A 25,829-nucleotide genomic window follows, 5' to 3' on the forward strand; every position below is an offset into this window, starting at 1 on the left:
TTGCCAGAATGACGAAAGCGCACACTCTACCTGATAAAATTCGTTACGCAACTTTATTAGCATGCAAAAGCAAATCCCGCCAGCCAGGCCCCTGCACCTTATCCCCTCACATTACAGGGAAAATTTGCCCCCAAAGCGCCCTCGGCGTAGACTATTGTCACTGTTTAAGGAGTGGATTATGCAGAATACGACCCAACCTATTGACCGAGCCTCTCTGCTTATCGAAGCAAACAAGCTTATCCGTGACCATGAAGATACGCTGGCAGGCATTGAAGCCACCGGCGTAGAGCAGCGAAATGGCGTGCTGGTTTTCAGCGGCGAATACTTCCTTGATGAACAGGGCTTACCGACCCCGAAAAGCACCGCCGTGTTTAACATGTTTAAATACCTGGCGCATACGCTTTCCGAGAAATATCACCTGGTCGACTAACGCAAAACGCGAGGCATATGCCTCGCGTTTTTGTTTACAGCAGCGGTTTTTGTCCGCGCTGTAGCCAGCGGAGAAGCAGGCGATCCGCGCTTTCTGCCGCACTGTTGGTAAAACGGTCAAGGAGTCGCTTACGCCGGGTAAAGCGCACGCCCACCAGTTCCCGGCCTTCCATCAGGTTGAGGAGCAGATCGTCGCTGGTTCCAACTTCATCCACCAGCCCTTTCTCCTGCGCCTGGACGCCGTACCAGTGCTCGCCCGTCGCGACCTGTTCAATATCGAGCGTTGGGCGCATACGGTGTACAAAATCTTTAAAGAGATGATGCGTTTCGTTGAGATCTTCACGGAATTTTTGACGCCCTTCTTCCGTATTTTCCCCCAGCAGCGTCAGGGTACGCTTGTACTGACCCGCCGTGTGAAGCTCGATATCAATCTCTTTGTTTTTCAGGAAGCGGTTAAAATTCGGAATTTGGGCGACCACGCCGATCGAGCCAATAATGGCGAACGGCGCGGCAACAATTTTGTCCGCCACGCAGGCCATCATGTATCCACCGCTCGCCGCCACTTTATCCACGGCCACGGTCAGCGGGATCTGTTTTTCACGCAGGCGCTGCAGCTGCGAGGCGGCCAGCCCGTAGCCGTGAACCACTCCCCCCGGGCTTTCAAGACGCACGACGACCTGATCCTGCGGTGTCGCCACGGCCAGAACGGCAGTCACTTCCTCCCGCAGAGAGGAAACCTCATGCGCATCCATACTGCCTTTAAAATCGAGCACATAGACGCGTGGCGTCGCCTTATCCTGCGGCGCATTGAGCTTTGCTTTTGCCTTTGCCGCTTTGGCTTCCTGTTTATGCTTTTTCTTCTGCGCTTTCAGCCAGAGTTTCTGTTGATGACTATCAAGCAGTGCCAGAGACATATCTTCCTGCATCTCTTTATACTGCTCACTCAGACGGGTGATGCGTAACTCCCCACGCTGACGCTTTCGCTGCGTCAGGTTGACAATCAGAACGGCAACCACCGCAATGGCAATCACCACCGTCGCGATTTTGGCCAAAAACAACCCATATTGAGAAAGTAATTCCACGCGTTCCACCTTGATTTAACCACGAATCTTTCACGGCAGTGTACAACAGCCCTGCCCATGCGTCTCGCTCGTGACATTACCTCTGCGAGCAGCCTTCAGGAATCCCCGATCTGGAGTTTAAATATTTGCAAATTGTTAATTTTACAGCAATGCGTCCTGTAGACTGATTGAATTATTAGGCTAATTCGGGCATAAAGCCGAAAAGTCATAAAAGAAGGCGTCTTAGAGTCACTGTGCGCCGAGGAGTCACCGTGCATTATCAACCGCAAAAAAATCTGCTGCAGAACCGGATTATTCTTGTCACCGGTGCCAGCGACGGGATTGGCCGTGAAGCGGCGCTGACCTACGCTGAATATGGCGCGAGCGTCATCCTGACTGGTCGAAACGAAGAAAAACTTAAAAGTGTGGCACAGGAGATTGAAGCAGCAGGGGGGATTCCTTCCCGCTGGTACACGCTCGATCTGCTCACCTGCACGCCCGCGTCATGTCAGGAGCTTGCTCACCGCATCAGCACCCATTACCCACGGCTGGATGGCGTACTGCACAATGCCGGCTTGCTTGGCGAAGTTCGCCCGATGGATGAACAAGATCCAGAGATCTGGCAGGAGGTCATGCAGGTCAACGTCAACGGCACGTTTTTCCTGACCCAGGCACTGCTTCCTTTATTACTCAAATCGGATTCCGGCTCACTGGTATTTACCTCCTCCAGCGTAGGCCGCGAGGGGCGCGCAAACTGGGGCGCCTATGCCGTATCAAAATTCGCAACCGAAGGCATGATGCAGGTGCTTGCAGAGGAGTACCAGAGCCGCCATCTGCGCGTAAACTGCATTAACCCGGGCGGTACGCGCACCAAAATGCGCGCCAGCGCGTTCCCGAGCGAAGATCCGCATAAGCTGAAAACCCCGGCAGACATTATGCCGCTCTATCTCTGGCTGATGGGCGACGACAGCCGCCGCAAAACCGGAATGACCTTTGATGCCCAGCCGGGCCGTAAACCAGGAATCTCGCAATGAGTGAAGAACGTCACCAGCAGCGCCAGCAGCGGCTGAAAGAACAGGTCGATGCGCGCGTTGCCGCGGCCCAGGACGAGCGAGGGATCCTCATCGTCTTTACCGGCAACGGTAAAGGCAAAACCACCGCCGCATTCGGCACGGCGACCCGCGCCGTCGGACACGGGCAGAAAGTGGGTGTGATCCAGTTTATTAAGGGTGAATGGCCTAACGGCGAGCGTAATTTGCTTGAACCTCACGGCGTCGAGTTTCAGGTAATGGCGACCGGGTTTACGTGGGATACTCAGAACCGGGAAACCGACACCGCAGCCTGCCTCGCCGTCTGGGAGCACGCGAAAAGAATGCTGGCCGATCCTTCACTCAATATGGTTCTGCTGGATGAGATCACGTATATGGTCGCCTACGACTACCTGCCGCTGGACGCCGTACTTAATGCACTGAAAAACCGTCCCGCTCATCAGACGGTGATTATCACGGGGCGCGGGTGTCATCGGGATATTCTGGAGCTGGCAGATACCGTGAGTGAGCTGCGTCCGGTCAAACACGCGTTTGATGCAGGCATCAAAGCGCAAATTGGAATTGATTACTAAAGAAAAAAGCCCGGTGCGTTGACCGGGCTTTTATATTAACCGTTGTTATTACGGCTGCCGGAGCGGCGGCTGCTGCTCACCTGGCTGTGGCGCTTCACCGCACGGCGAATCTGGTTCGCCTTCATGCGTCGACGATCTTTTTCCACCGCCACTTTTGAAGTGGTTTCCGGCGTCAGGCCGACCAGCTCGCGCAGATAGTTAGTTTGGGTCAAATCCAGTTCGGTATAACCACCTCGCGGCAGACCTTTCGGCAGCAGAATGTCACCGTAACGGACGCGGATCAGACGGCTCACCTGAACGCCTACCGCTTCCCAGAGACGACGTACCTCGCGGTTACGGCCTTCGGTCAGGGTCACGTTGTACCACTGGTTAATGCCTTCCCCACCGGTGAATTTGATGGTTTTGAACGCCGCAGGGCCGTCTTCCAGCTGAACGCCACGCGACAGGTCGCGCAGTTTATTCTCATCAACCTGGCCAAATACGCGTACCGCGTATTCACGTTCTACTTCACGGCTTGGGTGCATCAGACGGTTCGCCAGTTCACCATCGGTGGTAAACAGCAGCAGACCGCAGGTGTTCACGTCCAGACGACCGACGGCAATCCAGCGAGCGCCACGCAGTTTAGGCAGACGGTCAAACACCGTCGGACGACCTTCCGGGTCATTGCGGGTGCACAGCTCGCCTTCCGGCTTGTAGTAAGCCAGCACGCGGCAGATTTGTTCGGCGGACTCTTTAACGGAGATAAGATGACCGTCGATACGGATCTTCAGCCCCGGTACGATTTCTACGCGGTCACCCAGCGTGGCGATTTTACCGTCCACACTCACGCGACCCGCTTCAATAATGGCTTCGATTTCACGGCGTGAACCGTGGCCGGCGCGCGCCAGCACTTTCTGTAACTTCTCGCTCATTGAGCTTCCTCAGGTGTCGCCTTCACAGGCGTCGAATCAGGTCAAAAGAGGGCTGTGCCCTGCTTTGATGGCCGCGTAGTATATCTGCTTATACCTTTACAAGAAAGGCTTTACGTCACCCACACCTTCACGAATCACTTCCGGTGCATCTTCGGTTAAGTCGACCACGGTAGTCGGCTGCTGGCCAAGATAACCGCCGTGAATAATCAGCTCGACCACCTTCTCCAGACGATCTTTGATCTCTTCCGGATCGGACTCGGTAAACTCGCTGCCCGGCAGCATCAGCGAGGTAGACAGCATCGGTTCCCCGAGAGTTTCCAGCAACGCCTGCGCAATTGGGTTCGACGGCACGCGCATGCCGATAGTCTTACGTTTTTCCTGCAGCAGACGACGCGGTACTTCCTTCGTGCCCTTCAGGATGAAGGTGTAGTTACCCGGCGTATTGTTCTTAATCAGGCGAAACGCCACGTTATCAACATACGCATAGGTCGACAGCTCAGAGAGATCGCGGCACATCAGGGTAAAGTTATGGCCGTCCGGCAACTGGCGAATACGGCAAATGCGTTCCATCGCCCCTTTATCTTCAATTTTGCAGCCCAGCGCGTAGCCTGAATCGGTCGGGTAGACAATCACGCCGCCTTTGCGGACGATCTCCACGGCCTGGTTAATCAGACGTGGCTGGGGGTTATCCGGATGGATATAGAAAAACTGACTCATACTTCCCTCTCTTCAATTTGCTGCGGCTGTTCCCAGAGCTGCCAGACCGGCTCAACGCCAGCGGGCAACCAGAGCTTGCGCCCTAGTTCGATCCACGCGCAGGGCTGATGGAAATCAGACCCCTGTGACCCAAGCAGGCCGAACTGGCGGGCATAGGTCGCGAGCTGGGCGCGCTCGTTGGGCGCCTGCTGACACTGGGCGACTTCCATCGCCTCGCCACCGCATTCGGCAAAGTGTGCCAGCAGCCTTTTCAGCCATTTAGCAGAAAGATTATACCGCCCCGGATGGGCCAGCACGGCCTTACCGCCAGAATGATGAATCACATCAATAGCTTGTTTTATTGTACACCACTGTGGCGGAACGTATCCGGTTTTCCCGCGCGCCAGATACTTTTTGAAAACATCCGCCATCGTAGTGGCTTTGCCTGCCTCTACCAGAAAACGGGCGAAATGACCGCGCGTGACCGCCCCGCCGTTCGCCATCTTTTGTGCGCCTTCCAGCGCGCCCGGAATGTGCGCCTTTTCGAGACGCTCGCCGATCATCTCTGCACGCTGATTGCGCCGCGTTTTTTGCTCTTGCAAAAAAGCAGTAAGTGCCGGATGGTCTATATCGATGTTGAGGCCAACAATATGAATCTCATGGTTTTCCCAGATGGTCGAGATCTCGACGCCGGACACCAGATTCAGCGCCAGCCCGCTGCGGGCGATCTCAGCGCGCGCCGCCGGAATGGCATCTGTCGTATCGTGATCGGTGATCGCCAGCGTACCGACGCGCATTTCAACGGCACGATGAACCAGGGCTTCGGGTGTCAGCAGGCCATCAGAGGCCTGAGTATGGCTGTGTAAATCATAAATAATGGCGTAGGTGGTATCGCTCAAAGCACTTCCCATAACAGGTTGGAGACATCCGAAAGCACCATGATACCGACTTAACGCGAAATTCTGAAATCAAGGGTTGACAACTTGCCATCGAACTAGTTAACTAGTACGCAAGTTCACACGAGAAAGGTATCTGAAAATGACAGCACATTTCACTCTGCACGGCTGGTGGCGCACTTCCTGATCTCCGGGCAGTGTCACGCGTCTGCGAAATGCAAACAGATACCCGCCCGCTTCCCAGCGGGCTTTTTTTTGAACAAAATATGAGAACAACAACATGCAAACAGCCAAACCTCATCTCGAACTGCTGACCTGCGAGGCGGCCTATCGCCACAACCCGACCGCGCTGTTTCATCAGGTGTGCGGGGCACGTCCGGCAACGCTGCTGCTGGAATCTGCGGATATCGACAGCAAGGACGACCTTAAGAGTCTTCTGCTGGTCGACAGCGCGCTGCGCATTACCGCTTTAGGTGACACCGTCACCATCAAGGCATTGTCTGACAATGGCGCATCGCTGCTGCCGCTGCTGGATGCCGCCCTGCCTTCAGGCATTGAAAATGAACGTCATCCAGAAATGCGCATTCTGCATTTCCCGCCGGTGAGCCAGCTGCTGGACGAAGACGCGCGCCTCTGCTCCCTGTCCGTTTTCGATGCCTTCCGCCTGCTGCAGAACCTGGTCACCGTGCCGGAAGACGAGCGTGAAGCGATGTTCTTCGGCGGGCTGTTTGCTTACGACCTGGTTGCCGGTTTTGAAGATTTGCCGGAAACCGAGCAGGGTAATCGCTGCCCGGACTATTGCTTCTATCTGGCTGAAACGCTGCTGGTGATCGACCACCAGAAGCAATACACCCGCATCCAGGCGAGCCTGTTCACGCCGTCTGCCGCTGAGAAAAACCGTCTTGAGCACCGCATCGCTCAACTGCAGCAGCAGATGACGGAAGCGCCGCCCGCGCTGCCGGTGCAGCGCGTGGAGAAAATGACCTGCGACGTTAACCAGACTGACGATCAGTACGGTGCCGTGGTTCGCCAGATGCAAAAAGCGATTCGCGCGGGGGAAATTTTCCAGGTCGTACCGTCCCGTCGCTTCTCGCTGCCCTGCCCGTCGCCGCTCGCAGCCTACGACGTGCTGAAAAAGAGTAACCCAAGCCCGTACATGTTTTTCATGCAGGACAACGAGTTCACGCTGTTCGGCGCCTCGCCGGAAAGCTCGCTGAAATACGACGCCACCAGCCGTCAGATTGAGATCTACCCGATTGCCGGTACCCGTCCGCGCGGACGTCGCGCCGACGGCTCGCTGGACCGCGATCTGGACAGCCGCATCGAACTGGAGATGCGGACCGACCATAAAGAACTCTCCGAGCACCTGATGCTGGTAGACCTGGCGCGTAACGATCTGGCACGCATTTGTACCCCCGGCAGCCGCTACGTGGCGGACCTGACAAAAGTCGACCGCTATTCGTTCGTGATGCACCTGGTCTCCCGCGTGGTCGGTGAGCTGCGCCACGATCTCGACGTGCTGCACGCCTACCGCGCCTGCATGAACATGGGCACCCTGAGCGGCGCGCCTAAAGTGCGCGCCATGCAGCTGATTGCCGCCGCCGAAGGACGCCGTCGCGGCAGCTACGGCGGCGCGGTGGGTTACTTCACTGCCCACGGCGATCTCGATACCTGCATCGTGATCCGCTCTGCCTACGTTGAAGACGGGATTGCCACCGTCCAGGCCGGCGCCGGGATTGTTCTCGACTCTGTTCCGCAGTCTGAAGCTGACGAAACCCGCAGTAAGGCTCGCGCGGTATTGCGCGCCATTGCTACCGCACATCATGCACAGGAGATTTTCTGATGGCTGACATTCTGCTGCTCGATAATATCGACTCCTTTACCTATAACCTGGCAGATCAGCTGCGTGCGAATGGCCACAACGTCGTTATCTACCGCAACCACGTTCCGGCGCAGACCCTGATTGACCGCCTGGCAACCATGCAAAACCCGGTGCTGATGCTCTCTCCGGGGCCAGGCGCACCGAGCGAAGCGGGCTGTATGCCGGAGCTGCTGACCCGGATGCGCGGCAAACTGCCGATCGTCGGCATCTGCCTCGGCCATCAGGCAATCGTTGAAGCCTATGGCGGCTACGTTGGCCAGGCGGGTGAGATCCTGCACGGTAAAGCGTCCAGCATTGAACATGACGGCCAGGCAATGTTTGCCGGGCTGCCTAATCCGCTTCCGGTCGCGCGCTATCACTCGCTGGTTGGCAGCAACATTCCCGCCGGGCTGACGATCAACGCCTCGTTTGAAGGCATGGTGATGGCTGTGCGCCACGATGCGGACCGCGTCTGCGGCCTGCAGTTCCACCCGGAATCGATTCTGACCTCCCACGGCGCCCGCCTGCTGGAGCAGACGCTCGACTGGGCGTTACAGAAGCTGGAGCAGACCAATACCCTGCAGCCGATTCTCGAAAAACTGTACCAGGCGCAGACCCTGAGCCAGCAGGAGAGCCACCAGCTCTTCTCCGCCGTGGTTCGCGGTGAGCTGAAACCTGAACAGCTGGCGGCCGCGCTGGTGAGCATGAAGGTGCGCGGCGAAAGCCCGCAGGAGATCGCCGGTGCCGCTACGGCCCTGCTGGAAAATGCCGCCCCGTTCCCGCGCCCGGACTATCAGTTTGCCGATATCGTCGGCACCGGCGGTGACGGCAGTAATAGCATCAATATCTCCACCGCCAGCGCCTTCGTGGCGGCGGCGTGCGGTTTGAAGGTCGCGAAGCACGGTAACCGCAGCGTTTCCAGCCGGTCAGGTTCTTCCGATTTGCTCGCCGCATTCGGTATTAATCTCGATATGAACGCCGAGCGTTCCCGCGAAGCGCTGGATGACCTGGGCGTCTGCTTCCTGTTTGCGCCGAAGTACCATACCGGTTTCCGCCACGCGATGCCGGTTCGTCAGCAGCTTAAAACGCGCACGCTGTTTAACGTGCTCGGCCCGCTGATCAACCCGGCTCACCCACCGCTGGCGCTGATTGGTGTCTACAGTCCGGAACTGGTTCTGCCGATTGCCGAGACGCTGCGCGTGCTGGGTTACCAACGTGCCGCCGTGGTGCACAGCGGCGGTATGGATGAGGTTTCTCTTCATGCGCCTACGCTTGTGGCCGAACTGCGCGATGGTGAAATCCTGAGCTACCAGCTGGAAGCTGCCGACTTCGGTCTTGCGCCATACCATCAGGAAGCGCTGGCAGGCGGTACGCCGGAAGAAAACCGTGACATTCTCACGCGCTTATTACAAGGTAAAGGAGAGGTCGCACACGAGGCAGCGGTTGCTGCCAACGTCGCCATGCTGATGCGTTTGCACGGTGAGGAAGACCTGAAGGCCAACGTTCAAAAAGTTCTGGATGTACTGCGCTCCGGTGCAGCTTACGATCGCGTTACCGCACTTGCGGCAAGAGGGTAAAGAATGCAGACCGTTTTAGCGAAAATCGTTGCCGATAAGGCCATCTGGGTGGAAGCCCGCAAGCAACAGCAGCCGCTTGCCAGTTTCCAGAATGACGTCGTCCCGAGCAGCCGTCGTTTCTATGACGCCCTGCAGGGTACGCGCACCGCATTTATTCTTGAGTGCAAGAAAGCGTCCCCGTCCAAAGGCGTTATTCGTGACGATTTCGACCCGGCGCGTATTGCCGGCATTTATAAGCATCATGCATCAGCCATCTCCGTGCTGACGGATGAGAAATATTTTCAGGGCAGCTTCGATTTTCTGCCGATCGTCAGCGGCATCGCGCCGCAGCCGATCCTGTGCAAAGACTTTATCATCGACCCTTATCAGATCTGGCTGGCGCGCTTTTACCAGGCCGACGCCTGCCTGCTGATGCTCTCAGTGCTCGACGACGAGCAGTATCGCCAGCTTTCCGCCGTGGCGCACAGCCTGAACATGGGCGTGCTGACCGAAGTGAGTAATGAAGAGGAGCTTGAGCGCGCGATTGCGCTGGAAGCCAAAGTGGTCGGAATTAACAACCGCGATCTTCGCGACCTGTCCATTGACCTTAACCGTACGCGTCAGTTGGCGCCGCGTCTGGGGTCTGGCGTCACGGTGATCAGCGAATCCGGCATTAACAGCTACGCCCAGGTGCGCGAGCTGAGCCACTTCGCCAACGGTTTCCTGATTGGCTCCGCCATGATGGAGCATGACGATCTCAGTGCGGCGGTACGTCGCGTGCTGCTGGGTGAAAACAAAGTCTGCGGCTTAACCCGCGAACAGGATGCCCAGGCCGCGTATGAAGCCGGGGCGATTTATGGCGGGCTTATCTTTGTGGATTCCTCTCCGCGCGCGGTCAGCGAAGAGCTGGCGCGTAAGGTCATCGCAGCGGCTCCGCTCAGCTACGTGGGCGTTTTCCGCAATGCAGATATTTCAGACGTTGCGGCAAAAGCCGACGCGTTATCCCTGAGCGCGGTACAGCTCCACGGCGATGAAGACCAGAGCTATATCGATGCCCTGCGCGCCGCGCTGGCACCACAGGTGCAGATCTGGAAAGCGCAATGCGTTGGCGATACTTTGCCCTCGCGTAACCTGAACCACGTGGATAAATATGTCCTCGATAACGGCCAGGGCGGCACGGGCCAGCGTTTTGACTGGTCGCTGCTGAACGGCGAAAAACTGGACAACGTCCTGCTGGCGGGCGGATTAAGCCCGGATAACTGCGTAGAAGCCGCCAAAACCGGCTGCGCAGGCCTCGATTTCAATTCAGGCGTAGAGTCAGAACCGGGTATTAAAGATGCCAGCAAGCTGGCCTCGGTTTTTAAAACTCTGCGTGCATATTAAGGAAGAGAAGATGACGACATTACTTAACCCGTATTTTGGTGAATTCGGCGGGATGTACGTCCCGCAAATCCTGATGCCCGCGCTGCGCCAGCTGGAAGAAGCGTTTGTCAGCGCGCAGAAAGACCCGGCGTTTCAGGCTGAGTTTACCGACCTGCTGAAAAATTACGCCGGTCGTCCTACGGCGCTGACCAAATGCCGCAACCTGGCGGAAGGCACCAAAACCACGCTGTATCTGAAGCGTGAAGACCTGCTGCACGGCGGTGCGCATAAAACTAACCAGGTGCTGGGCCAGGCGCTTCTCGCCAAGCGTATGGGTAAAACCGAAATCATCGCCGAAACCGGTGCGGGTCAGCACGGCGTGGCCTCTGCGCTTGCCAGCGCCCTGCTCGGTCTGAAATGCCGCATCTATATGGGCGCGAAAGACGTTGAGCGTCAGTCTCCGAACGTCTTCCGTATGCGTCTGATGGGGGCGGAAGTGATCCCGGTGCACAGCGGCTCCGCAACGCTGAAGGATGCCTGTAACGAGGCGCTGCGCGACTGGTCTGGCAGCTATGAAACCGCACACTATATGCTCGGTACCGCGGCGGGCCCGCACCCGTTCCCGACTATCGTGCGCGAATTCCAGCGCATGATCGGTGAAGAGACCAAAGCGCAGATCCTCGAAAAAGAAGGTCGCTTGCCGGATGCGGTGATCGCCTGCGTTGGCGGCGGTTCTAACGCCATCGGTATGTTCGCAGACTTTATCGACGACACCAGCGTAGGTCTGATTGGCGTCGAGCCTGCCGGTCACGGCATTGAATCGGGTGAACACGGCGCGCCTCTGAAGCATGGCCGCGTGGGGATCTACTTCGGGATGAAATCCCCGATGATGCAAACCGACGAGGGCCAGATTGAAGAGTCTTACTCTATTTCTGCCGGCCTCGACTTCCCGTCCGTCGGGCCACAGCATGCGTATCTGAACAGTACCGGCCGCGCGGACTATGTCTCCATTACCGATGACGAAGCGCTGGAAGCCTTTAAAACGCTGTGCCGCAGCGAAGGGATCATCCCGGCGCTGGAGTCTTCACACGCCCTGGCGCACGCGCTGAAAATGATGAAAGAGAACCCGGAAAAAGAACAGCTGCTGGTGGTAAACCTTTCCGGCCGCGGTGACAAAGATATCTTCACAGTTCACGATATTCTGAAAGCACGAGGGGAAATCTGATGGAACGCTACGATAACGTATTTGCAGAGCTGAAATCCCGCCAGGAAGGCGCGTTCGTTCCCTTCGTCACCCTGGGCGACCCGGGCCCGGAACAGTCGCTGAAAATTATCGACACCCTGATTGAAGCCGGAGCCGACGCGCTGGAGCTGGGGATTCCGTTTTCCGATCCGCTGGCGGATGGCCCGACCATTCAGAATGCGACGCTGCGCGCATTTGCCTCAGGCGTTACGCCGACCCAGTGCTTCGAGATGCTGGCGGCGATTCGCCAGAAACACCCAACCATTCCGATTGGCCTGCTGATGTACGCCAACCTGGTGTTCAACCGCGGTATCGATGAGTTTTACGCCGAGTGCGCACGCGTGGGCGTCGACTCCGTTCTGGTGGCAGACGTGCCGGTTGAAGAGTCCGCGCAATTCCGTCAGGCGGCGATGCGCCATAACGTCGCCCCGATTTTCATCTGCCCACCGAACGCTGATGACGAACTGCTGCGCCAGATTGCCTCTTACGGACGGGGGTATACCTACCTGCTCTCCCGCGCAGGCGTGACCGGTGCCGAGAATAAAGCCGCCCTGCCGCTGCATCATCTGGTGGAAAAGCTGGCGGAGTACCATGCCGCACCGCCGCTGCAGGGCTTCGGGATCTCCTCTCCGGATCAGGTCACCGCAGCGATTGACGCGAAGGCGGCAGGTGCCATCTCCGGCTCCGCGATTGTGAAAATCATCGAGAAGAACGTCGACAAGCCAGAGCAGATGCTGGCCGAGCTGAAAGCGTTTGTGACCGCAATGAAAGCGGCGACGCGTAAAGCATAACCTCTCTACCGTCTGGCTCCCTGCCAGACGGTTACCCTTCTTTCCCCGCCTTCTACAACGGATTACCTTAAAATTGATCCCGTCGATATTTTCGGCGTGAGTGGCTTTCCATTCTTACGTGCAAGCGTATGATCTGGACTCTTTTTTATCTTTAATCCTTCTGAGTTCAGAGGCTTATTCATGTCATGGCAATACTTCAAACAGACTTACCTGGTTAAGTTCTGGTCACCTGTTCCGGCCGTTATCGCGGCAGGCATTCTCTCTACCTACTATTTCGGCATCACCGGCACCTTCTGGGCCGTGACCGGCGAGTTCACCCGCTGGGGTGGTCAATTACTGCAACTCGCTGGCGTGCATACTGAAGAGTGGGGTTACTTTAAACTCATTCATCTGGACGGAACACCGCTTACCCGCATCGACGGGATGATGATCATCGGCATGTTCGGCGGCTGTTTCGCTGCGGCGCTATGGGCAAACAACGTTAAGTTGCGGATGCCCAAAAGCCGGACCCGCATTCTTCAGGCAATTGTCGGCGGTATCATTGCCGGGTTTGGGGCCCGTCTGGCGATGGGGTGTAACCTTGCCGCCTTTTTTACGGGTATTCCTCAGTTTTCGCTTCACGCCTGGTTCTTTGCTGTTGCCACGGCCATCGGCTCTTACTTTGGCGCAAAATTTACCCTTCTGCCGCTATTTCGCATTCCCGTCAGAATGGTCAAAGTGAGTGCAGCGTCGCCGCTCACGCAAAGGCCCTCTCAGGCTCGCCGCCGTTTCCGTCTCGGAATGTTGCTCTTTTTCGCTATGGTGGCATGGGCTCTGTGTACGGCTCTGAACCAGCCCAAACTCGGTCTGGCGATGCTGTTCGGCGTGGGTTTTGGTCTGCTCATTGAACGCGCGCAGATCTGCTTTACCTCCGCGTTTCGCGATATGTGGATCACCGGCCGCACGATGATGGCGAAGGCGATTATCGCCGGGATGGCGGTGAGCGCCATCGGAATCTTCAGCTATGTTCAGCTAGGCGTTGAACCGAAAATCATGTGGGCTGGCCCTAATGCGGTGATTGGCGGTCTGCTGTTTGGCTTCGGGATTGTACTGGCCGGCGGGTGTGAAACCGGCTGGATGTACCGTGCCGTTGAAGGCCAGGTGCATTACTGGTGGGTGGGCCTTGGAAATGTTATTGGCTCTACGATCCTGGCGTACTTCTGGGACGATCTGTCCCCAGTGCTGGCCACGAACTGGGATAAGGTCAACCTGCTGAGCACCTTCGGCCCCCTCGGCGGCCTGCTGGTCACCTATGCCCTGCTGCTGGTCGCTTTTTTACTGGTTGTCGCGCAGGAGAAACGCTTCTTCCGCCGTGCGAGTGTTAAAACAGAAACGCAGGAGAATGTTGCATGAAAGAGATCGTGCCCGATTACCGTCTGGATATGGTCGGTGAACCCTGCCCTTATCCAGCTGTTGCCACGCTTGAAGCGCTCCCGCAGCTTAAAAAAGGGGAAATTCTGGAAGTGGTCAGCGACTGCCCGCAGTCCATTAACAACATTCCGCTGGATGCGAAAAACCACGGCTACAGGGTGCTGGATATTCAGCAGGATGGCCCAACCATTCGCTATTGGATTCAAAAATGATCGCTGAAGGCCTCGTCAGAGGCCTTTATCGTCTTGAATTATAAGATATCTTGATTCACAGCAAAAACGCGTTTTTTGACTTAAGTAAAATCTCATTTCCCTTTTGAAGGAGGTTTTCGCGGTTTGATGTATTTACGAGCTTTACTGGTTTTCGCCTTATTAATTCCCTTCCATGCGCTGTCCCTGAACTTCTCTTCTACCTTCCTGCGCCTTAATTGTCCGCAAAGAGGACTTGTCGAGGTTATTCTGCACGTTTATGACCATACCCAGGAACGATGGCACGGTCATTTTGAAACCGGCGCGGGACATAAACGCGCGGGTGATACCGAAATTATCCCGTTTGCCAACGGCGATATTCTTTTCCATTCCACGTCCAGCGACGCTTTCGGCTATTTATATGATGGGGAAAAGGTCCTGAGGCACTGCGAAAAACTTGATGAACGGCCGGTTTATCCGTCGTTTTGAAGTGAGCAAAGCAAACTGGCCATCCTGTGGCCAGTTTGACGGGGATCAGAAACGATAACCCGCAGAGAACATAAACACCCACGGATCCAGGCGAGTATTGATACTCTGCTGCTGACCACCCGCCTTGAAGCGTACGTCCGTATCAATATCCATATACCAGACGGAGGCGTTAATTAACCAGTCTCGGTTAATCAGATAATCCAGCCCGACCTGCCCTGCCATGCCCCATGAATCTTTCAGGCTGAGGTCAGACAGACCGGCCTCTTTACCGGTATCGTTAAACTTCTCGTCAAAGAAGGTGGTGTAGTTCACACCGGCGCCAATATAAGGACGCACCTTGCTGCTTGAATCGCCAAAGTACCATTGCGCCATCAGCGTTGGCGGTAAATGGTGAACCGTGGCGATATCACCGGTTGGCCCGAGGCCCACGCGATGACGGAACGGTGTTGCAGCCAGAAGCTCAATACCCACGTTATCCGTCGCCATATAGGTAAAGGTTAAACCTAACTGGGTGTTATTACTGACGTTAAAACCGCCCATTTTCAGTACGTCATCCGATCCTTCAGTCGGGCGAACCGTTGCCGAACCGGCACGAATAAAGAATTCGCCTGCTTCATGCGCATACGCGCCGCCAGAGATACTGCTTAATACAAGGGCTGCCACCGCTAATTTTTTCATATCCGCTCCATCGTTGTGGTTTTAATCGCGGATGAGAATATACTCATAAAAGAGTAATAAGTGATCTGCCACAGATCACATTAAAACCAGTAAGTTAACATTCATTGATCTGGGTTAATTTTTTGTGGCGGGTTGAAAAACAATAAGTTGTTTCCATGTCAATTTTTGGCATTTCACAGTTACAAAATTTTCCCTTTTCCCCCTCTTGCTCTTCCTCTGGCGGCTGGATAATTTATCGCTCTCACAAGTTGATTTGATGCGTTCTTCTTTAGCAGGTGTGCCATGAGTGATATTAACCCGTGCATGACGTGCGGAGCCTGTTGTGCGTATTTTCGAGTCTCTTTCTACTGGGCCGAGGCCAGCGATGGCGGCGGTACCGTTCCGGTTCATCTTACCGAGCCGTTAACCCCCTTTCTGCGCTGCATGAGCGGAACAAACCAAAAGCAGGCCCGCTGCGTAGCGCTACAGGGGGAGCCCGGAGTCTCTACCCGGTGTGCTATCTACGAGGATCGCCCCAGTCCGTGCCGGGAATTTGCCATGTCGGGGGAAGATGGGCAGGTCAACGAAGCCTGTAACCGCGCCCGGGCCCGCGTTGGATTACCGCCGCTTTACAAAGATATGCTTTTCCATACAAGCCTTGATGCTGCCACAGCAGGTGCATCCGGTGTACAATTGCCGGCTAATTAACACCTGCAATACTCAAGGAGAGTGCATGTCTATCACGGCGAAGTCTGTCTACCGTGACACGGGAAACTTTTTCCGCAATCAGTTCATAACCCTTTTACTGATCGCGTTGCTATGTGCCTTTATCACGGTGGTGCTGGGCCATGCCTTCTCACCGAGCGATGAACAGATTGCCAGCCTGAGCCAGGGTGACCACCTTGCCGGAAGCGTTGGGCTATTTGAACTGGTGCAGAACATGACGCCGGAGCAGCAGCAAATTCTGTTGCGGGCGTCTGCCGCATCCACGTTCTCAGGCCTGATTGGTAATGCAATCCTGGCGGGCGGCGTTTTGCTGATGATTCAGCTGGTATCGGCGGGTCACCGGGTCAGCGCCTTACGGGCGATTGGTGCCAGTGCGCCAGTTTTACCTAAGCTGTTTATCCTGATCTTTTTAACCACCATGCTGGTACAAATGGGGATTATGCTGGTCGTGGTGCCGGGCGTATTACTGGCTATCGTGCTCTCATTTGCGCCTGTGATGGTCGTGCAGGATAAGATGGGGATTTTTACCGCGATGCGCAGCAGTATCAGACTGGCATGGGCTAACATGCGTCTGGTGGCTCCCGCCGTGATCGGCTGGCTGCTCGCCAAAACGCTCCTGCTATTGTTTGCACCGAATTTTGCGGTATTAACGCCCAATGTTGGCGCGGTAGTGGCGAATACGCTGAGCAATCTGATTTCAGCGGTACTGCTGGTCTATCTGTTCCGCCTCTATATGTTAATTCGTCAGTAATCCTGAGGCGGGGGGCATCGCTGTCTCCCGCCCCGCTCAGAAGATGGAATCACAGAATGAAGCAGTTTCTTGATTTTTTACCGCTCGTGGTCTTTTTTGCTTTTTATAAGCTTTACGATATTTATGCCGCGACCACTGCGCTGATCGTTGCAACCGCCGTCGTGCTGATCTACAGCTGGGTTCGCTATCGTAAAGTCGAAAAAATGGCGCTGGTTACCTTCGTTCTGGTCGCCGTATTCGGCGGGCTTACGCTGTTCTTCCACAACGATGAGTTTATTAAGTGGAAAGTGACCGTTATTTACGCGTTGTTTGCGGGCGCATTGTTAATTAGCCAGTGGGTCATGAAAAAGCCGCTGATCCAGCGCATGCTGGGCAAAGAGCTGACGCTGCCTCAGGAAGTCTGGTCCCGTTTGAATATCGCCTGGGCGATCTTCTTTATTCTCTGTGGTCTTGCCAATATCTATATCGCCTTCTGGCTGCCGCAGAATATCTGGGTCAACTTTAAGGTCTTCGGCCTGACCGCGCTGACGCTTATCTTCACGCTGTTAAGCGGCGTATACATCTATCGCCACATGCCGCAGGACGACAAGCACTGATTAATGACTGACCAGAACGTCAACGACAGGCGTTCTGGTCTATTCTCTCCGCACGCGAATCATAGTAGCATCCCGCCTGAAGTCTTCCGTTACGAGTTAAAACAATGACAACAACTAACGCCCCTCAGGGCGAACTGGTTTTACGCACACTGGCAATGCCCGCTGACACCAATGCCAATGGCGATATTTTTGGCGGCTGGCTGATGTCGCAGATGGATATGGGCGGCGCAATTCTGGCAAAAGAGATCGCCCACGGGCGCGTGGTGACTGTACGAGTGGACGGCATGACCTTCCTGCGCCCGGTTGCGGTGGGAGATGTGGTTTGCTGCTACGCGCGCTGCGTGAAACGCGGTAATACCTCCATTTCCATCAACATCGAAGTCTGGGTGAAGAAAGTCTCTTCTGAACCTATTGGGCAGCGTTATAAGGCCACTGAAGCACTGTTTATTTATGTCGCAGTGGATAGCGAGGGCAAACCTCGTCAACTTCCCCAGGCCTGATCGACAGGCAAAAAAAAGCCTCCATCAGGAGGCTTTTTTTATTCCATCTGTGCCCCGCCGTTCAGGCGGAAAACAATATTCACAATCAGTCCGTTGCCCGGTTTTCCTGCTTCATAGCGCCATCTGCGCATCGCCGATTTCACTTCACGCTCAAACATATTAGAAGGCTGAGCGGACAAGATTTCCACATTATCCACGCGGCCATCGGCAGTGACGTCAAATTTTACCCGTACGCGGCCTTCAATACGTAAGGCCTGCGCTCGCGCCGGATACTGAGGCTGGTTGCGACTCAGCGCGCGCGGGCCCGCGGGGGCACTGACTGTCGGCTTAGGCGCGGTTGCGGTGTTATTCATCACCGGACGCGAAGGCGCCGCATTCTCCACCGTCTGGGTCGCACGCGGTTCAACCGGACGTTCCTCGCGTTTCGGACGCTCCTCGACCTTCTTCACCGGTTTTGGCTTCGGCTTAGGTTTTGGCTTCGGTTCAGGCTTGTGGATCACCACCGGCGCTTCCTTCGGTGGCGCCGGAACTGGCTCGGGCTCTGGCTCAGGTTCAGCCACCGGCTGCGGTGGCGGAGGTGCTACCTGCGGCGGTTCGAGATCCGCTGGCGATACCATCGTCACCGAAATCGGCTGCGCGGGCGCGGGCATTTCAATAACCTGATGAACCGAGGTATACAGTAAACCCGCCACAACAGCACCGTGAATCACGACAGAAAGCAGCGTCGGCCAGGGAAAGCGGCGAGGTAAATCAAGGGTCATCGAAGTCATAATCATCAACGTTAAAAAACCGAACACTGATTTTAAATGCAAATAGCAATCATATTCAATAAGACACTTTGTTCTGACGCAACTTTAGCGCCTGAGAGGCCAAAAAAGGCTCATTCGGATCAGGGTATTAACATTGTTTTTATTTTACATTGCAGTCGTTAGCCCTTTCACATAACGTAACTCGCACTTTTACTGGTTAAGGAGCTTCGCCGTGTTTTACGTGATTTACTCTGAAGATGTTGCCGATTCACTCGAAAAACGCCAGTCTGTACGCCCTGCGCATCTGGCACGTTTGCAGCTGCTCCAGGATGAGGGCCGTTTACTCACCGCCGGCCCAATGCCTGCAGTAGATAGCAACGATCCTGGCGCCGCCGGTTTTGCCGGTTCCACAGTGATTGCTGAGTTTGAATCTCAGGAAAGCGCTCAGGCATGGGCTGACGCAGATCCGTACGTTGCCGTAGGTGTGTATGCGAAAGTAACGGTTCGACCGTATAAGAAAGTGTTCTGATACCAAAGCGGCTCCGAAAGGAGCCTTTTTTATGGCGGCGGCTATGCGTCTCTATGCCGGGTAAACTGCTGCTCTATGATAAGGCTTCCCCACTGGTCGCCTTCCCACACTTTTACCAGCGTAGATCCAAACGAGTCGTACAGACACCGGGCGGCGGTAAGCTTATTGAGTGTCCAGAGATGCACGGCAGAGAAACCAACACTGTCGCAAAAGCGCATCGCTTCGGTCAGCAGTTTTTTTCCCCACCCCATGTCCCCGGCAACCATCGTCAAGAATAAACCAGCGAAGATGGGCTTCACCCGGCGCCAAATCTTCGCCATCTATCGCCACTGACCCCACTATCCTGCCGTTCATCACCGCCAGCCAGATCTGGTTGCATGTCTTATCCAACCGTTCACTAAATTCTGCAACCCCTGCACTATCGTGAGCTCGTCGGAGTGCGTGTCGTTACCCGTCTCACGGCATGCCAGCAGCGCGTTGGCATAGAGGGAGAGTCCCTCAGAAATGGTCTGCTGCTGGGCAGGAGCAAGAGGCTTTATTGCTGAGACCACGCGCTCATTGCTAAAGATATTAATTTTACTGACCGTCCCATGACCTTTCGCGGTCAGCCTGAAACTCTTAGCTCTCGGATCTTCAGCTGAAGTCACCTCCTCCAGTTCGCCCGCTGCAATCAGGCGAGCCAGCATCCGGCTGACGATGGACTTTTCCAGGCCCAGCAGTTGCACCAGCTGACTCGCCGTCATTTCTTTGCGTAGGGCAGGGTTTGGACGGCCGAAGGTGAGTAATTCGTTGAGGCCTGGGTAGACTCATAAAACCTAACTCTCACACCATCAGGCGAGAGGAACGTCGAATAACACTGACTACCGGGGTTTCGCTGTGCATATTTTGCCCGCATCATTTAGTTTCACCATACAACTAAATGATGAGGAATTGTCAAACAGAATTAAAAAGGCTCCCTCAGGAGCCTTTCAATCAATGTAGCGACGCCAACCTCGCCGCAAATCCAACAAACAGCAACCCTATCAGCCCGTTCCCCAGCGTTGCCATTTTCTTTTTCGTTTTGAGATAGCGTGTGACAAACGCACCGGAGAAGATCAGGAAGCTCATGTACGTAAAGCTTATTAACTCCAGCGTCGTCGCGAGGATCAGGAAAGAAGTGCCGGTGCTCTGTGCATTCACGTCAATGAACTGAACAAAGAACGATACGTAGAACAGGATCGCTTTGGGATTGGTCAGACTTAACACCAGCGAACGTTTCATGATCATACTGGCTGGTTCAGGGCCACTCTCATGGGCGTTTTTCTGACGATTCACCACCGACCAGAGCATTTTGCCCCCCAGCCAGAGCAGATAGAAAGCCCCGAGATAGCGCACGATATTAAACAGTACGGGGGTGGTCTGGATCAATGCCGCGACGCCCGCCCAGGCAAGAAACATCAGAACCGCATCGCCGATAAATACGCCCAACGCGGCAAGATATCCTTTTTTAACGCCGTGTCCAATTCCGGTTTTGAGCACAAACAGGGTATTCGGCCCCGGTACCAGCACGATAAAAAACGCGCCAACAACATACGTCCAGAAATTCAGTACGCCAAACTCCGCAAACACTTCTCCCTCCTTTTGCTAAACACAGCAGGAATAGCGCTGCAAATACGCTATTCCCCAAAAAATCAGACGCTATAAAATCAGCGGGCATCAGTTACGGTGCCCTCATGGTACTCAGATATCCTGGACTGCAAACAACAACGCATTGCGGTGCCGGGTCAATCCACATTTTCTGATGGCGTGAATACGCATATTGCGGCGGGATTGTGCTTCCAGCCAACGAGCCTTGCGACGACTCACCTGTCGCAACATGCGCCAGCGCCCTACTTCTGTTCTACTGCGCTTCATGTCTACAACTCTTTCTCTAACACTTTTTCTCTAAAAGAAAGGCCATTATAAACCCAACCCGGCAGCAAACCAGCGCTTTTACCTGGCGTTTTTATTTGCCAGATGAATCCTGATGCGTACACTCATAACAATACGCTTTCAAAAGGATTTTTTTACCTATGACAACCTTCTACACCGTGGTGAGTTGGCTGGTCATTCTGGGATACTGGCTGTTAATCGCGGGTGTGACATTACGCATCCTGATGAAGCGCAGAGCCGTACCCTCTGCCATGGCCTGGCTTCTGATCATCTACATCCTGCCGCTGGTGGGAATTATTGCCTATCTCTCTTTCGGTGAGCTTCATCTGGGTAAACGCCGCGCCGAGCGCGCCCGCGCCATGTGGCCCTCAACCGCAAAGTGGCTGAACGATCTTAAGGCCTGCAAGCATATCTTCGCCGAGGAGAACAGCAGCGTCGCATCGTCACTGTTTAAGCTGTGCGAGCGCCGTCAGGGGATTGGCGGTGTTAAGGGCAATCAACTGCAACTACTTACCTCGTCCGACGACGTCATGCAGGCGTTAATCCGCGATATTCAGCTGGCGCGTCATAATATCGAGATGGTTTTTTATATCTGGCAGCCCGGCGGGATGGCTGACCAGGTCGCTGAATCGCTGATGGCCGCCGCGCGGCGCGGCATTCACTGCCGCCTGATGCTTGACTCCGCAGGCAGCGTGGCATTTTTCCGTAGCCCCTGGGCGGGCATGATGCGCAATGCCGGGATCGAAGTGGTTGAGGCGTTGAAGGTGAATCTCCTGCGCGTGTTTCTACGCCGGATGGATCTCCGCCAGCATCGCAAAATGATCATGATCGATAACTATATTGCCTACACCGGCAGTATGAACATGGTTGACCCGCGCTTCTTCAAGCAGGACTCGGGCGTGGGCCAGTGGGTGGATTTGATGGCGCGAATGGAAGGGCCGATTGCCACCTCGATGGGCATCGTTTACTCCTGCGACTGGGAGATTGAAACCGGCAAGCGTATCCTGCCGCCGCCGCCGGACGGCAATATTATGCCTTTTGAGGAGGCCAGCGGTCACACTATTCATACCATTGCTTCCGGGCCGGGCTTCCCGGAGGACTTAATCCATCAGGCGCTGCTGACAGCAACCTACTCAGCGCGTGAATATCTGATCATGACGACGCCCTACTTCGTCCCCAGCGACGACCTTCTGCACGCGATCTGTACCGCCGCCCAGCGCGGTGTCGATGTGAGCATCATTTTGCCGCGTAAAAATGACTCCCTACTGGTAGGCTGGGCCAGCCGGGCATTCTTCAGCGAACTGCTGGCCGCCGGGGTGAAAATTTACCAGTTTGAAGGCGGATTGCTCCACACCAAGAGCGTTCTCGTCGACGGTGAACTGAGCCTGGTGGGCACGGTCAATCTGGATATGCGCAGCCTGTGGCTAAACTTTGAAATCACTCTGGTCATTGATGATGCCGGCTTTGGCGGCGATCTGGCAGCGGTGCAGGATGATTATATCTCCCGCTCGCGTCTGCTGGATGCCAGACTGTGGGTAAAACGTCCGCTGTGGCAGAGAATTGCCGAACGACTGTTTTACTTCTTTAGTCCGTTGCTGTAAAACGTGCCCAACGATGTTAAACAGGTAGTCATCATGGAAATGGATCTGAACAATCGCCTGACCGAAGACGAAACGCTCGAGCAGGCCTATGACATTTTTCTCGAACTGGCGGTTGATAATCTCGATCCCGCGGACGTGATCCTTTTTAATCTGCAGTTCGAAGAGCGCGGCGGTGCCGAATTGTTCGACCCTTCAGAAGACTGGGCTGAGCATGTTGATTTCGACCTGAATCCGGACTTCTTTGCCGAAGTGGTGATTGGGCTGGCCGATGAGGACGGTGGCGAAATTAACGATATTTTCGCGCGCGTCCTGCTCTGTCGTGAGAAAGACCATAAGCTGTGCCATATTCTCTGGCGCGAATAATAAAAAGGCTGCGATTGCAGCCTTTTTTATTTACTCCGGCAATTTATTGCCGCAGCGATGACAATACCGCGCGTCGTGTTCATGTTCGCCCTGCTGGCAATGAGGACACTTGCGCTGCTGCTTCCGGCTCTGAAAGGCACTACTCATGTGTGTAGTAATAAGCCCCGTCGGGATTGCTATCACCGAATAGCCAATCAAAATCAGCACTGACGCCACGATGCGACCCAGTGGGGTATGGGGCGTAATATCACCGTAACCCACGGTCGTGACGGTCACAATCGCCCAGTAGACGGACGCATTGAGCGTCGTAAAGCCATATCTGGGCCCTTCTATTAAATACATCAGCGCGCCAAAAACAATCATGACGATGGCAATAAACGAGTAGAACAGAATAAGCTGATGCCGTGCGCTGACGATTGCACTCCAGAACACGCGTAATGACGGCATAAAACGCAGTAATTTCAGAATACGTAATACCCGAATCACGCGCATCGCTCGCCAGACAAAGACATAACTGAGGCTGATCTCCGGCCACAGCCACATCACATAGAGCGGCAGGGTGGTGGCTAAATCGATAAATCCCCAGAAGCTGAAAACATATCTGGCCGGGTTGGGCCAGGCTATTACTCTGAGGAGATATTCGGCGGTAAAGACCAGGGTAATCGCCAGCTCAAGCCAGACAAAGATATGCCATTCGTCAAACGTAAGGTGATATTGCGTCCCGGCACCCGATTCAAAAAAGATGACAACCACGCTGAGAAGCGCAAATAAACCGCAAACACCTTCGACGCGACGCCCGGATACCGTTTCAGGATCGAATAGAAAATGATAAAGCCGCCGACGAGCTGACCTGAATAAACGCGACACAATAACCTCTCAAAAAATAAGGGCTGACATCATGTCAGCCCTTGCGATTATAACGGGTCTACTTTCAGGCAGGAAACCGCATGTCGGAAACTGCCTTCGAGAACCGGTCGCGTTTTTGCACATTCCGGCCCGGCCATTGGGCAGCGCGTGCGGAAGACGCAGCCAGAGGGCGGGTTAATCGGTGAGGGTAATTCACCTTCCAGCAGCTGGATGGTCTTATTCTTTTCCAGATCGGGATCTGGGATCGGCACCGCGGACATCAGCGCTCTGGTGTAAGGATGCAATGGATTGTGGTACACCTCGTCATAGGTACCCAGCTCCACGGCATGACCCAGATACATCACCAGCACGCGGTCAGAGATGTGTTTTACCACGGCCAGATCGTGCGCGATGAAGATCAGCGACAGCCCCATTTCGCGCTGCAGCTTCTGCAGCAGGTTAACCACCTGTGCCTGAATGGACACGTCCAGCGCGGAAACCGGCTCATCGCAGATAATCAGCTTCGGTTCGAGGATCAGCGCACGGGCTATACCAATACGCTGGCACTGACCGCCGGAGAATTCGTGCGGGTAGCGGTTGATGAGGTTAGGCAACAGGCCGACTTTCATCATCATTGCCTTAACGCGATCGCGCACTTCCTGACGAGACATCTTCGGATGATAGGTCCGCAGCGGCTCGGCAATAATCTCGCCAATGGTCATACGCGGGTTAAGTGATGCCAGCGGATCCTGGAAAATCATCTGGATATCGCTGCGCACCTCGCGCCACTCGTCAGGTTTCATACCCAGCAGATCTTTACCCAGCCAGGCCACTTTACCGTCGGTGGCTTTTACCAGACCGATAATGGCTCGCGCAAAGGTCGATTTACCGCAGCCGGACTCTCCCACCACGCCCAGAGTTTCCCCTTCATACAGGCGCAGCGTGACGCCGTCCACCGCTTTCAGGGTCTTCGGCGGCTGCCAGAACCACTGTTTGCCGTCTTTAATGTCGAAATGCACTTTAAGGTCAGCGATTTCGAGCAGCACGTTGCGTTTTTCATCTAATGCGTTCATACCAGCTCCTCCTGCGGCTTAAAGCAGGCGCGCAGACGGCCTGGTGCAAACTCTTCCAGCGGCGGAGCGCTGTTGCAGATTTCCATCGCGTGCGGGCAGCGCGGCTGGAACGGACAGCCTTTCGGCAGACGCAGCAGGTTTGGCGGGTTGCCCGGAATGGTGAGCAGAGATTCCCCTTCTGCATCAAGACGCGGCACCGCATTCAACAGACCAATCGAGTACGGGTGCGCAGGCTGATAGAAGACATCGCGCGCTTTGCCGTACTCCATGGTACGACCGGCGTACATCACCAGCACTTTGTCACAGATGCCCGCCACCACGCCCAGGTCGTGGGTGATCATGATAATCGCCGTGTTGAACTCACGCTTCAGCTCGTTCAACAGGGTCATAATTTGCGCCTGAACGGTAACGTCCAGCGCGGTGGTTGGTTCGTCGGCAATCAGCAGCTTTGGCCGGCACAGCAGCGCCATCGCAATCATCACGCGCTGACGCATACCGCCAGAAAACTCGTGCGGGAACATGCGCATACGCTTGCGTGCCTCCGGCATTTTCACCGCATCCAGCATTTTGACCGACTCTTCAAAGGCTTCCGCTTTGCCCAGGCCTTTGTGCAGCATCAGGACTTCCATCAGCTGCTCGCCTACGCGCATATAAGGATTCAGCGAGGTCATTGGATCCTGGAAAATCATCGAGATCTGCTCAGCGCGCAGCTTGTTCAGCTCGTGCTCCGGCAGGTTAAGGATTTCACGACCGTTGAATTTAGCGGAACCGCCAATCACGCCGTTAGCAGCCAGCAGGCCCATTAACGCAAAGGCAGTCTGCGATTTACCGGATCCGGATTCGCCCACGATTCCGAGCGTTTCGCCCGCGCGCAGGTTGAAGTTGAGATCGTTGACGGCGGTAACATCCCCGTCCGGCGTTTTAAAGGTCACGCGGAGGTCTTTCACATCCAGCAGAAGATTATTCTGCTGTTGCGCCTGTGGCGCAGTGGCCGTTTCAATAATTGTCATGAC

The 25,829-nt window shown here is 55.2% G+C and carries 29 protein-coding genes, 1 pseudogene and 1 other annotated feature; of the genes and pseudogenes, 17 read left to right on the forward strand and 13 right to left on the reverse strand.

Annotated features, from left to right (window positions below; all coding sequences use genetic code 11):
- Nucleotides 1-178 precede the first annotated feature (178 nt).
- The gene (locus tag KGP24_RS13120; protein ID WP_003856804.1) at nt 179-430 is read left to right on the forward strand and encodes a YciN family protein; all 252 of its coding nucleotides are present in this window, start codon (nt 179-181) and stop codon (nt 428-430) included.
- Nucleotides 431-464: 34 nt separating this feature from the next.
- On the opposite strand, the gene sohB is transcribed toward KGP24_RS13120, so the two are convergent.
- Nucleotides 465-1,511: a protease SohB gene (gene sohB / locus KGP24_RS13125; protein ID WP_223560737.1), complete on the reverse strand. Its 1,047-nt coding sequence runs from the start codon at nt 1,509-1,511 to the stop codon at nt 465-467.
- Between the two features lie 251 nt (nt 1,512-1,762).
- Here sohB and KGP24_RS13130 point away from each other — a divergent pair, with 251 nt between their 5' ends.
- Both KGP24_RS13130 and cobO read left to right on the forward strand, forming a co-directional pair.
- Nucleotides 1,763-2,524, forward strand: coding sequence for a YciK family oxidoreductase (locus KGP24_RS13130; RefSeq protein ID WP_223560738.1), 762 nt, complete (start codon nt 1,763-1,765; stop codon nt 2,522-2,524).
- Entirely contained in the window at nt 2,521-3,111 is a 591-nt protein-coding gene (gene cobO, locus KGP24_RS13135) for a cob(I)yrinic acid a,c-diamide adenosyltransferase (RefSeq protein ID WP_223560739.1), read from the forward strand. The genes KGP24_RS13130 and cobO overlap by 4 nt, the downstream gene beginning before the upstream one ends.
- Nucleotides 3,112-3,146: 35 nt before the next feature.
- Here cobO and rluB read toward each other — a convergent pair whose 3' ends face one another.
- From rluB to rnm, 3 genes are all read right to left on the reverse strand, one after another.
- Entirely contained in the window at nt 3,147-4,022 is an 876-nt protein-coding gene (gene rluB, locus KGP24_RS13140; RefSeq protein WP_023312076.1) for a 23S rRNA pseudouridine(2605) synthase RluB, read from the reverse strand.
- Nucleotides 4,023-4,118: 96 nt separating this feature from the next.
- Nucleotides 4,119-4,739, reverse strand: coding sequence for an L-threonylcarbamoyladenylate synthase (locus KGP24_RS13145; protein ID WP_003856793.1), 621 nt, complete (start codon nt 4,737-4,739; stop codon nt 4,119-4,121).
- A complete protein-coding gene (gene rnm, locus KGP24_RS13150) occupies nt 4,736-5,617 on the reverse strand; it encodes an RNase AM (protein WP_223560740.1) in 882 nt (293 codons plus the stop codon). Before rnm ends, KGP24_RS13145 begins: the two co-directional genes overlap by 4 nt.
- A gap of 160 nt (nt 5,618-5,777) precedes the next feature.
- Nucleotides 5,778-5,871 (forward strand) — a sequence feature (Trp leader region).
- A gap of 23 nt (nt 5,872-5,894) precedes the next feature.
- On the opposite strand from rnm, the gene KGP24_RS13160 reads away from it, so the two are divergent.
- From KGP24_RS13160 to yedF, 7 genes are all read left to right on the forward strand, one after another.
- Complete coding sequence (locus KGP24_RS13160; protein WP_047174183.1) at nt 5,895-7,457, forward strand: anthranilate synthase component 1; 1,563 nt, start codon at nt 5,895-5,897, stop codon at nt 7,455-7,457.
- On the forward strand, nt 7,457-9,052 hold the full coding sequence (gene trpD / locus KGP24_RS13165) for a bifunctional anthranilate synthase glutamate amidotransferase component TrpG/anthranilate phosphoribosyltransferase TrpD (protein WP_023312079.1): 1,596 nt from the start codon (nt 7,457-7,459) through the stop codon (nt 9,050-9,052). The genes KGP24_RS13160 and trpD overlap by 1 nt, the downstream gene beginning before the upstream one ends.
- A gap of 3 nt (nt 9,053-9,055) precedes the next feature.
- Complete coding sequence (gene trpCF / locus KGP24_RS13170; protein WP_223560741.1) at nt 9,056-10,414, forward strand: bifunctional indole-3-glycerol-phosphate synthase TrpC/phosphoribosylanthranilate isomerase TrpF; 1,359 nt, start codon at nt 9,056-9,058, stop codon at nt 10,412-10,414.
- Between the two features lie 10 nt (nt 10,415-10,424).
- On the forward strand, nt 10,425-11,618 hold the full coding sequence (gene trpB, locus KGP24_RS13175) for a tryptophan synthase subunit beta (protein ID WP_223560742.1): 1,194 nt from the start codon (nt 10,425-10,427) through the stop codon (nt 11,616-11,618).
- Nucleotides 11,618-12,427, forward strand: a complete 810-nt coding sequence (gene trpA, locus KGP24_RS13180; RefSeq protein WP_223560743.1) for a tryptophan synthase subunit alpha — start codon at nt 11,618-11,620, stop codon at nt 12,425-12,427. The genes trpB and trpA overlap by 1 nt, the downstream gene beginning before the upstream one ends.
- Before the next feature lie 180 nt (nt 12,428-12,607).
- A complete protein-coding gene (gene yedE / locus KGP24_RS13185; RefSeq protein ID WP_223560744.1) occupies nt 12,608-13,819 on the forward strand; it encodes a selenium metabolism membrane protein YedE/FdhT in 1,212 nt (403 codons plus the stop codon).
- A complete protein-coding gene (gene yedF / locus KGP24_RS13190; protein ID WP_223560745.1) occupies nt 13,816-14,049 on the forward strand; it encodes a sulfurtransferase-like selenium metabolism protein YedF in 234 nt (77 codons plus the stop codon). The genes yedE and yedF overlap by 4 nt, the downstream gene beginning before the upstream one ends.
- 159 nt (nt 14,050-14,208) lie before the next feature.
- Here the strand turns inward: yedF and KGP24_RS13195 are convergent, their stop codons facing one another.
- Both KGP24_RS13195 and ompW read right to left on the reverse strand, forming a co-directional pair.
- The gene (locus KGP24_RS13195; RefSeq protein WP_223560746.1) at nt 14,209-14,415 is read right to left on the reverse strand and encodes a hypothetical protein; all 207 of its coding nucleotides are present in this window, start codon (nt 14,413-14,415) and stop codon (nt 14,209-14,211) included.
- 144 nt (nt 14,416-14,559) lie between these two features.
- Entirely contained in the window at nt 14,560-15,192 is a 633-nt protein-coding gene (ompW, locus tag KGP24_RS13200) for an outer membrane protein OmpW (protein WP_223560747.1), read from the reverse strand.
- A gap of 282 nt (nt 15,193-15,474) precedes the next feature.
- Here ompW and KGP24_RS13205 point away from each other — a divergent pair, with 282 nt between their 5' ends.
- The 4 genes from KGP24_RS13205 (at nt 15,475) to yciA (ending at nt 17,744) form a co-directional block, all read left to right on the forward strand.
- Nucleotides 15,475-15,879: a YkgJ family cysteine cluster protein gene (locus KGP24_RS13205; protein WP_223560748.1), complete on the forward strand. Its 405-nt coding sequence runs from the start codon at nt 15,475-15,477 to the stop codon at nt 15,877-15,879.
- Nucleotides 15,880-15,904: 25 nt separating this feature from the next.
- Nucleotides 15,905-16,648, forward strand: a complete 744-nt coding sequence (locus KGP24_RS13210; RefSeq protein ID WP_223560749.1) for a YciC family protein — start codon at nt 15,905-15,907, stop codon at nt 16,646-16,648.
- Between the two features lie 56 nt (nt 16,649-16,704).
- The gene (locus KGP24_RS13215) at nt 16,705-17,244 is read left to right on the forward strand and encodes a septation protein A (RefSeq protein WP_223560750.1); all 540 of its coding nucleotides are present in this window, start codon (nt 16,705-16,707) and stop codon (nt 17,242-17,244) included.
- Nucleotides 17,245-17,348: 104 nt separating this feature from the next.
- Entirely contained in the window at nt 17,349-17,744 is a 396-nt protein-coding gene (yciA, locus tag KGP24_RS13220) for an acyl-CoA thioester hydrolase YciA (protein WP_008502796.1), read from the forward strand.
- A gap of 38 nt (nt 17,745-17,782) precedes the next feature.
- Here the strand turns inward: yciA and tonB are convergent, their stop codons facing one another.
- Complete coding sequence (tonB, locus tag KGP24_RS13225; RefSeq protein ID WP_198886034.1) at nt 17,783-18,505, reverse strand: TonB system transport protein TonB; 723 nt, start codon at nt 18,503-18,505, stop codon at nt 17,783-17,785.
- A gap of 220 nt (nt 18,506-18,725) precedes the next feature.
- Between tonB and KGP24_RS13230 the strand changes: the two genes are divergently transcribed.
- A complete protein-coding gene (locus tag KGP24_RS13230) occupies nt 18,726-19,022 on the forward strand; it encodes a YciI family protein (RefSeq protein WP_223560751.1) in 297 nt (98 codons plus the stop codon).
- 41 nt (nt 19,023-19,063) lie between these two features.
- Here the strand turns inward: KGP24_RS13230 and KGP24_RS13235 are convergent.
- The 3 genes and pseudogenes from KGP24_RS13235 to KGP24_RS13245 form a co-directional block, all read right to left on the reverse strand.
- Nucleotides 19,064-19,832 (reverse strand): annotated as a pseudogene (locus KGP24_RS13235) (GNAT family N-acetyltransferase).
- Between the two features lie 162 nt (nt 19,833-19,994).
- Nucleotides 19,995-20,630, reverse strand: a complete 636-nt coding sequence (gene leuE, locus KGP24_RS13240) for a leucine efflux protein LeuE (RefSeq protein ID WP_223560752.1) — start codon at nt 20,628-20,630, stop codon at nt 19,995-19,997.
- A gap of 111 nt (nt 20,631-20,741) precedes the next feature.
- Nucleotides 20,742-20,915 carry a YciY family protein gene (locus KGP24_RS13245; protein ID WP_086379783.1) on the reverse strand — a complete coding sequence of 58 codons (174 nt, stop codon included), beginning with the start codon at nt 20,913-20,915 and terminating at the stop codon, nt 20,742-20,744.
- A gap of 158 nt (nt 20,916-21,073) precedes the next feature.
- Here KGP24_RS13245 and cls point away from each other — a divergent pair, with 158 nt between their 5' ends.
- Together cls and KGP24_RS13255 are read left to right on the forward strand one after the other, a co-directional pair.
- On the forward strand, nt 21,074-22,534 hold the full coding sequence (gene cls / locus KGP24_RS13250) for a cardiolipin synthase (protein ID WP_008502791.1): 1,461 nt from the start codon (nt 21,074-21,076) through the stop codon (nt 22,532-22,534).
- Between the two features lie 33 nt (nt 22,535-22,567).
- Nucleotides 22,568-22,897, forward strand: a complete 330-nt coding sequence (locus KGP24_RS13255; RefSeq protein WP_006810881.1) for an HI1450 family dsDNA-mimic protein — start codon at nt 22,568-22,570, stop codon at nt 22,895-22,897.
- Between the two features lie 30 nt (nt 22,898-22,927).
- Here KGP24_RS13255 and KGP24_RS13260 read toward each other — a convergent pair whose 3' ends face one another.
- The 3 genes from KGP24_RS13260 to KGP24_RS13270 are packed head-to-tail and all read right to left on the reverse strand — an operon-like array spanning nt 22,928 to nt 25,826.
- Nucleotides 22,928-23,764: an ion transporter gene (locus tag KGP24_RS13260; RefSeq protein ID WP_223560753.1), complete on the reverse strand. Its 837-nt coding sequence runs from the start codon at nt 23,762-23,764 to the stop codon at nt 22,928-22,930.
- Between the two features lie 47 nt (nt 23,765-23,811).
- Nucleotides 23,812-24,816 carry a murein tripeptide/oligopeptide ABC transporter ATP-binding protein OppF gene (gene oppF / locus KGP24_RS13265; RefSeq protein ID WP_023312094.1) on the reverse strand — a complete coding sequence of 335 codons (1,005 nt, stop codon included), beginning with the start codon at nt 24,814-24,816 and terminating at the stop codon, nt 23,812-23,814.
- Nucleotides 24,813-25,826 (reverse strand): ABC transporter ATP-binding protein, encoded by a 1,014-nt coding sequence (locus KGP24_RS13270; RefSeq protein WP_023312095.1) that lies wholly within the window; start codon nt 25,824-25,826, stop codon nt 24,813-24,815. The genes oppF and KGP24_RS13270 overlap by 4 nt, the downstream gene beginning before the upstream one ends.
- Between the last annotated feature and the right edge of the window lie 3 nt (nt 25,827-25,829).

Source organism: Enterobacter sp. JBIWA008 (assembly GCF_019968765.1).
In the GTDB taxonomy this organism is placed as follows: domain Bacteria; phylum Pseudomonadota; class Gammaproteobacteria; order Enterobacterales; family Enterobacteriaceae; genus Enterobacter.

Bases quoted from the DNA above. Each gene is read 5' to 3' on its own strand.
- KGP24_RS13120 (WP_003856804.1), top strand. From the start codon at position 179: ATGCAGAATACGACCCAACCTATTGACCGAGCCTCTCTGCTTATCGAA.
- cobO (WP_223560739.1), top strand. From the start codon at position 2,521: ATGAGTGAAGAACGTCACCAGCAGCGCCAGCAGCGGCTGAAAGAACAG.
- rluB (WP_023312076.1), bottom strand. From the start codon at position 4,022: ATGAGCGAGAAGTTACAGAAAGTGCTGGCGCGCGCCGGCCACGGTTCA.
- KGP24_RS13145 (WP_003856793.1), bottom strand. From the start codon at position 4,739: ATGAGTCAGTTTTTCTATATCCATCCGGATAACCCCCAGCCACGTCTG.
- KGP24_RS13160 (WP_047174183.1), top strand. From the start codon at position 5,895: ATGCAAACAGCCAAACCTCATCTCGAACTGCTGACCTGCGAGGCGGCC.
- trpD (WP_023312079.1), top strand. From the start codon at position 7,457: ATGGCTGACATTCTGCTGCTCGATAATATCGACTCCTTTACCTATAAC.
- trpCF (WP_223560741.1), top strand. From the start codon at position 9,056: ATGCAGACCGTTTTAGCGAAAATCGTTGCCGATAAGGCCATCTGGGTG.
- trpB (WP_223560742.1), top strand. From the start codon at position 10,425: ATGACGACATTACTTAACCCGTATTTTGGTGAATTCGGCGGGATGTAC.
- trpA (WP_223560743.1), top strand. From the start codon at position 11,618: ATGGAACGCTACGATAACGTATTTGCAGAGCTGAAATCCCGCCAGGAA.
- yedE (WP_223560744.1), top strand. From the start codon at position 12,608: ATGTCATGGCAATACTTCAAACAGACTTACCTGGTTAAGTTCTGGTCA.
- yedF (WP_223560745.1), top strand. From the start codon at position 13,816: ATGAAAGAGATCGTGCCCGATTACCGTCTGGATATGGTCGGTGAACCC.
- KGP24_RS13195 (WP_223560746.1), bottom strand. From the start codon at position 14,415: ATGGAAAAGAATATCGCCGTTGGCAAACGGGATAATTTCGGTATCACC.
- ompW (WP_223560747.1), bottom strand. From the start codon at position 15,192: ATGAAAAAATTAGCGGTGGCAGCCCTTGTATTAAGCAGTATCTCTGGC.
- KGP24_RS13205 (WP_223560748.1), top strand. From the start codon at position 15,475: ATGAGTGATATTAACCCGTGCATGACGTGCGGAGCCTGTTGTGCGTAT.
- KGP24_RS13210 (WP_223560749.1), top strand. From the start codon at position 15,905: ATGTCTATCACGGCGAAGTCTGTCTACCGTGACACGGGAAACTTTTTC.
- KGP24_RS13215 (WP_223560750.1), top strand. From the start codon at position 16,705: ATGAAGCAGTTTCTTGATTTTTTACCGCTCGTGGTCTTTTTTGCTTTT.
- yciA (WP_008502796.1), top strand. From the start codon at position 17,349: ATGACAACAACTAACGCCCCTCAGGGCGAACTGGTTTTACGCACACTG.
- tonB (WP_198886034.1), bottom strand. From the start codon at position 18,505: ATGACCCTTGATTTACCTCGCCGCTTTCCCTGGCCGACGCTGCTTTCT.
- KGP24_RS13245 (WP_086379783.1), bottom strand. From the start codon at position 20,915: ATGAAGCGCAGTAGAACAGAAGTAGGGCGCTGGCGCATGTTGCGACAG.
- cls (WP_008502791.1), top strand. From the start codon at position 21,074: ATGACAACCTTCTACACCGTGGTGAGTTGGCTGGTCATTCTGGGATAC.
- KGP24_RS13255 (WP_006810881.1), top strand. From the start codon at position 22,568: ATGGAAATGGATCTGAACAATCGCCTGACCGAAGACGAAACGCTCGAG.
- oppF (WP_023312094.1), bottom strand. From the start codon at position 24,816: ATGAACGCATTAGATGAAAAACGCAACGTGCTGCTCGAAATCGCTGAC.
- KGP24_RS13270 (WP_023312095.1), bottom strand. From the start codon at position 25,826: ATGACAATTATTGAAACGGCCACTGCGCCACAGGCGCAACAGCAGAAT.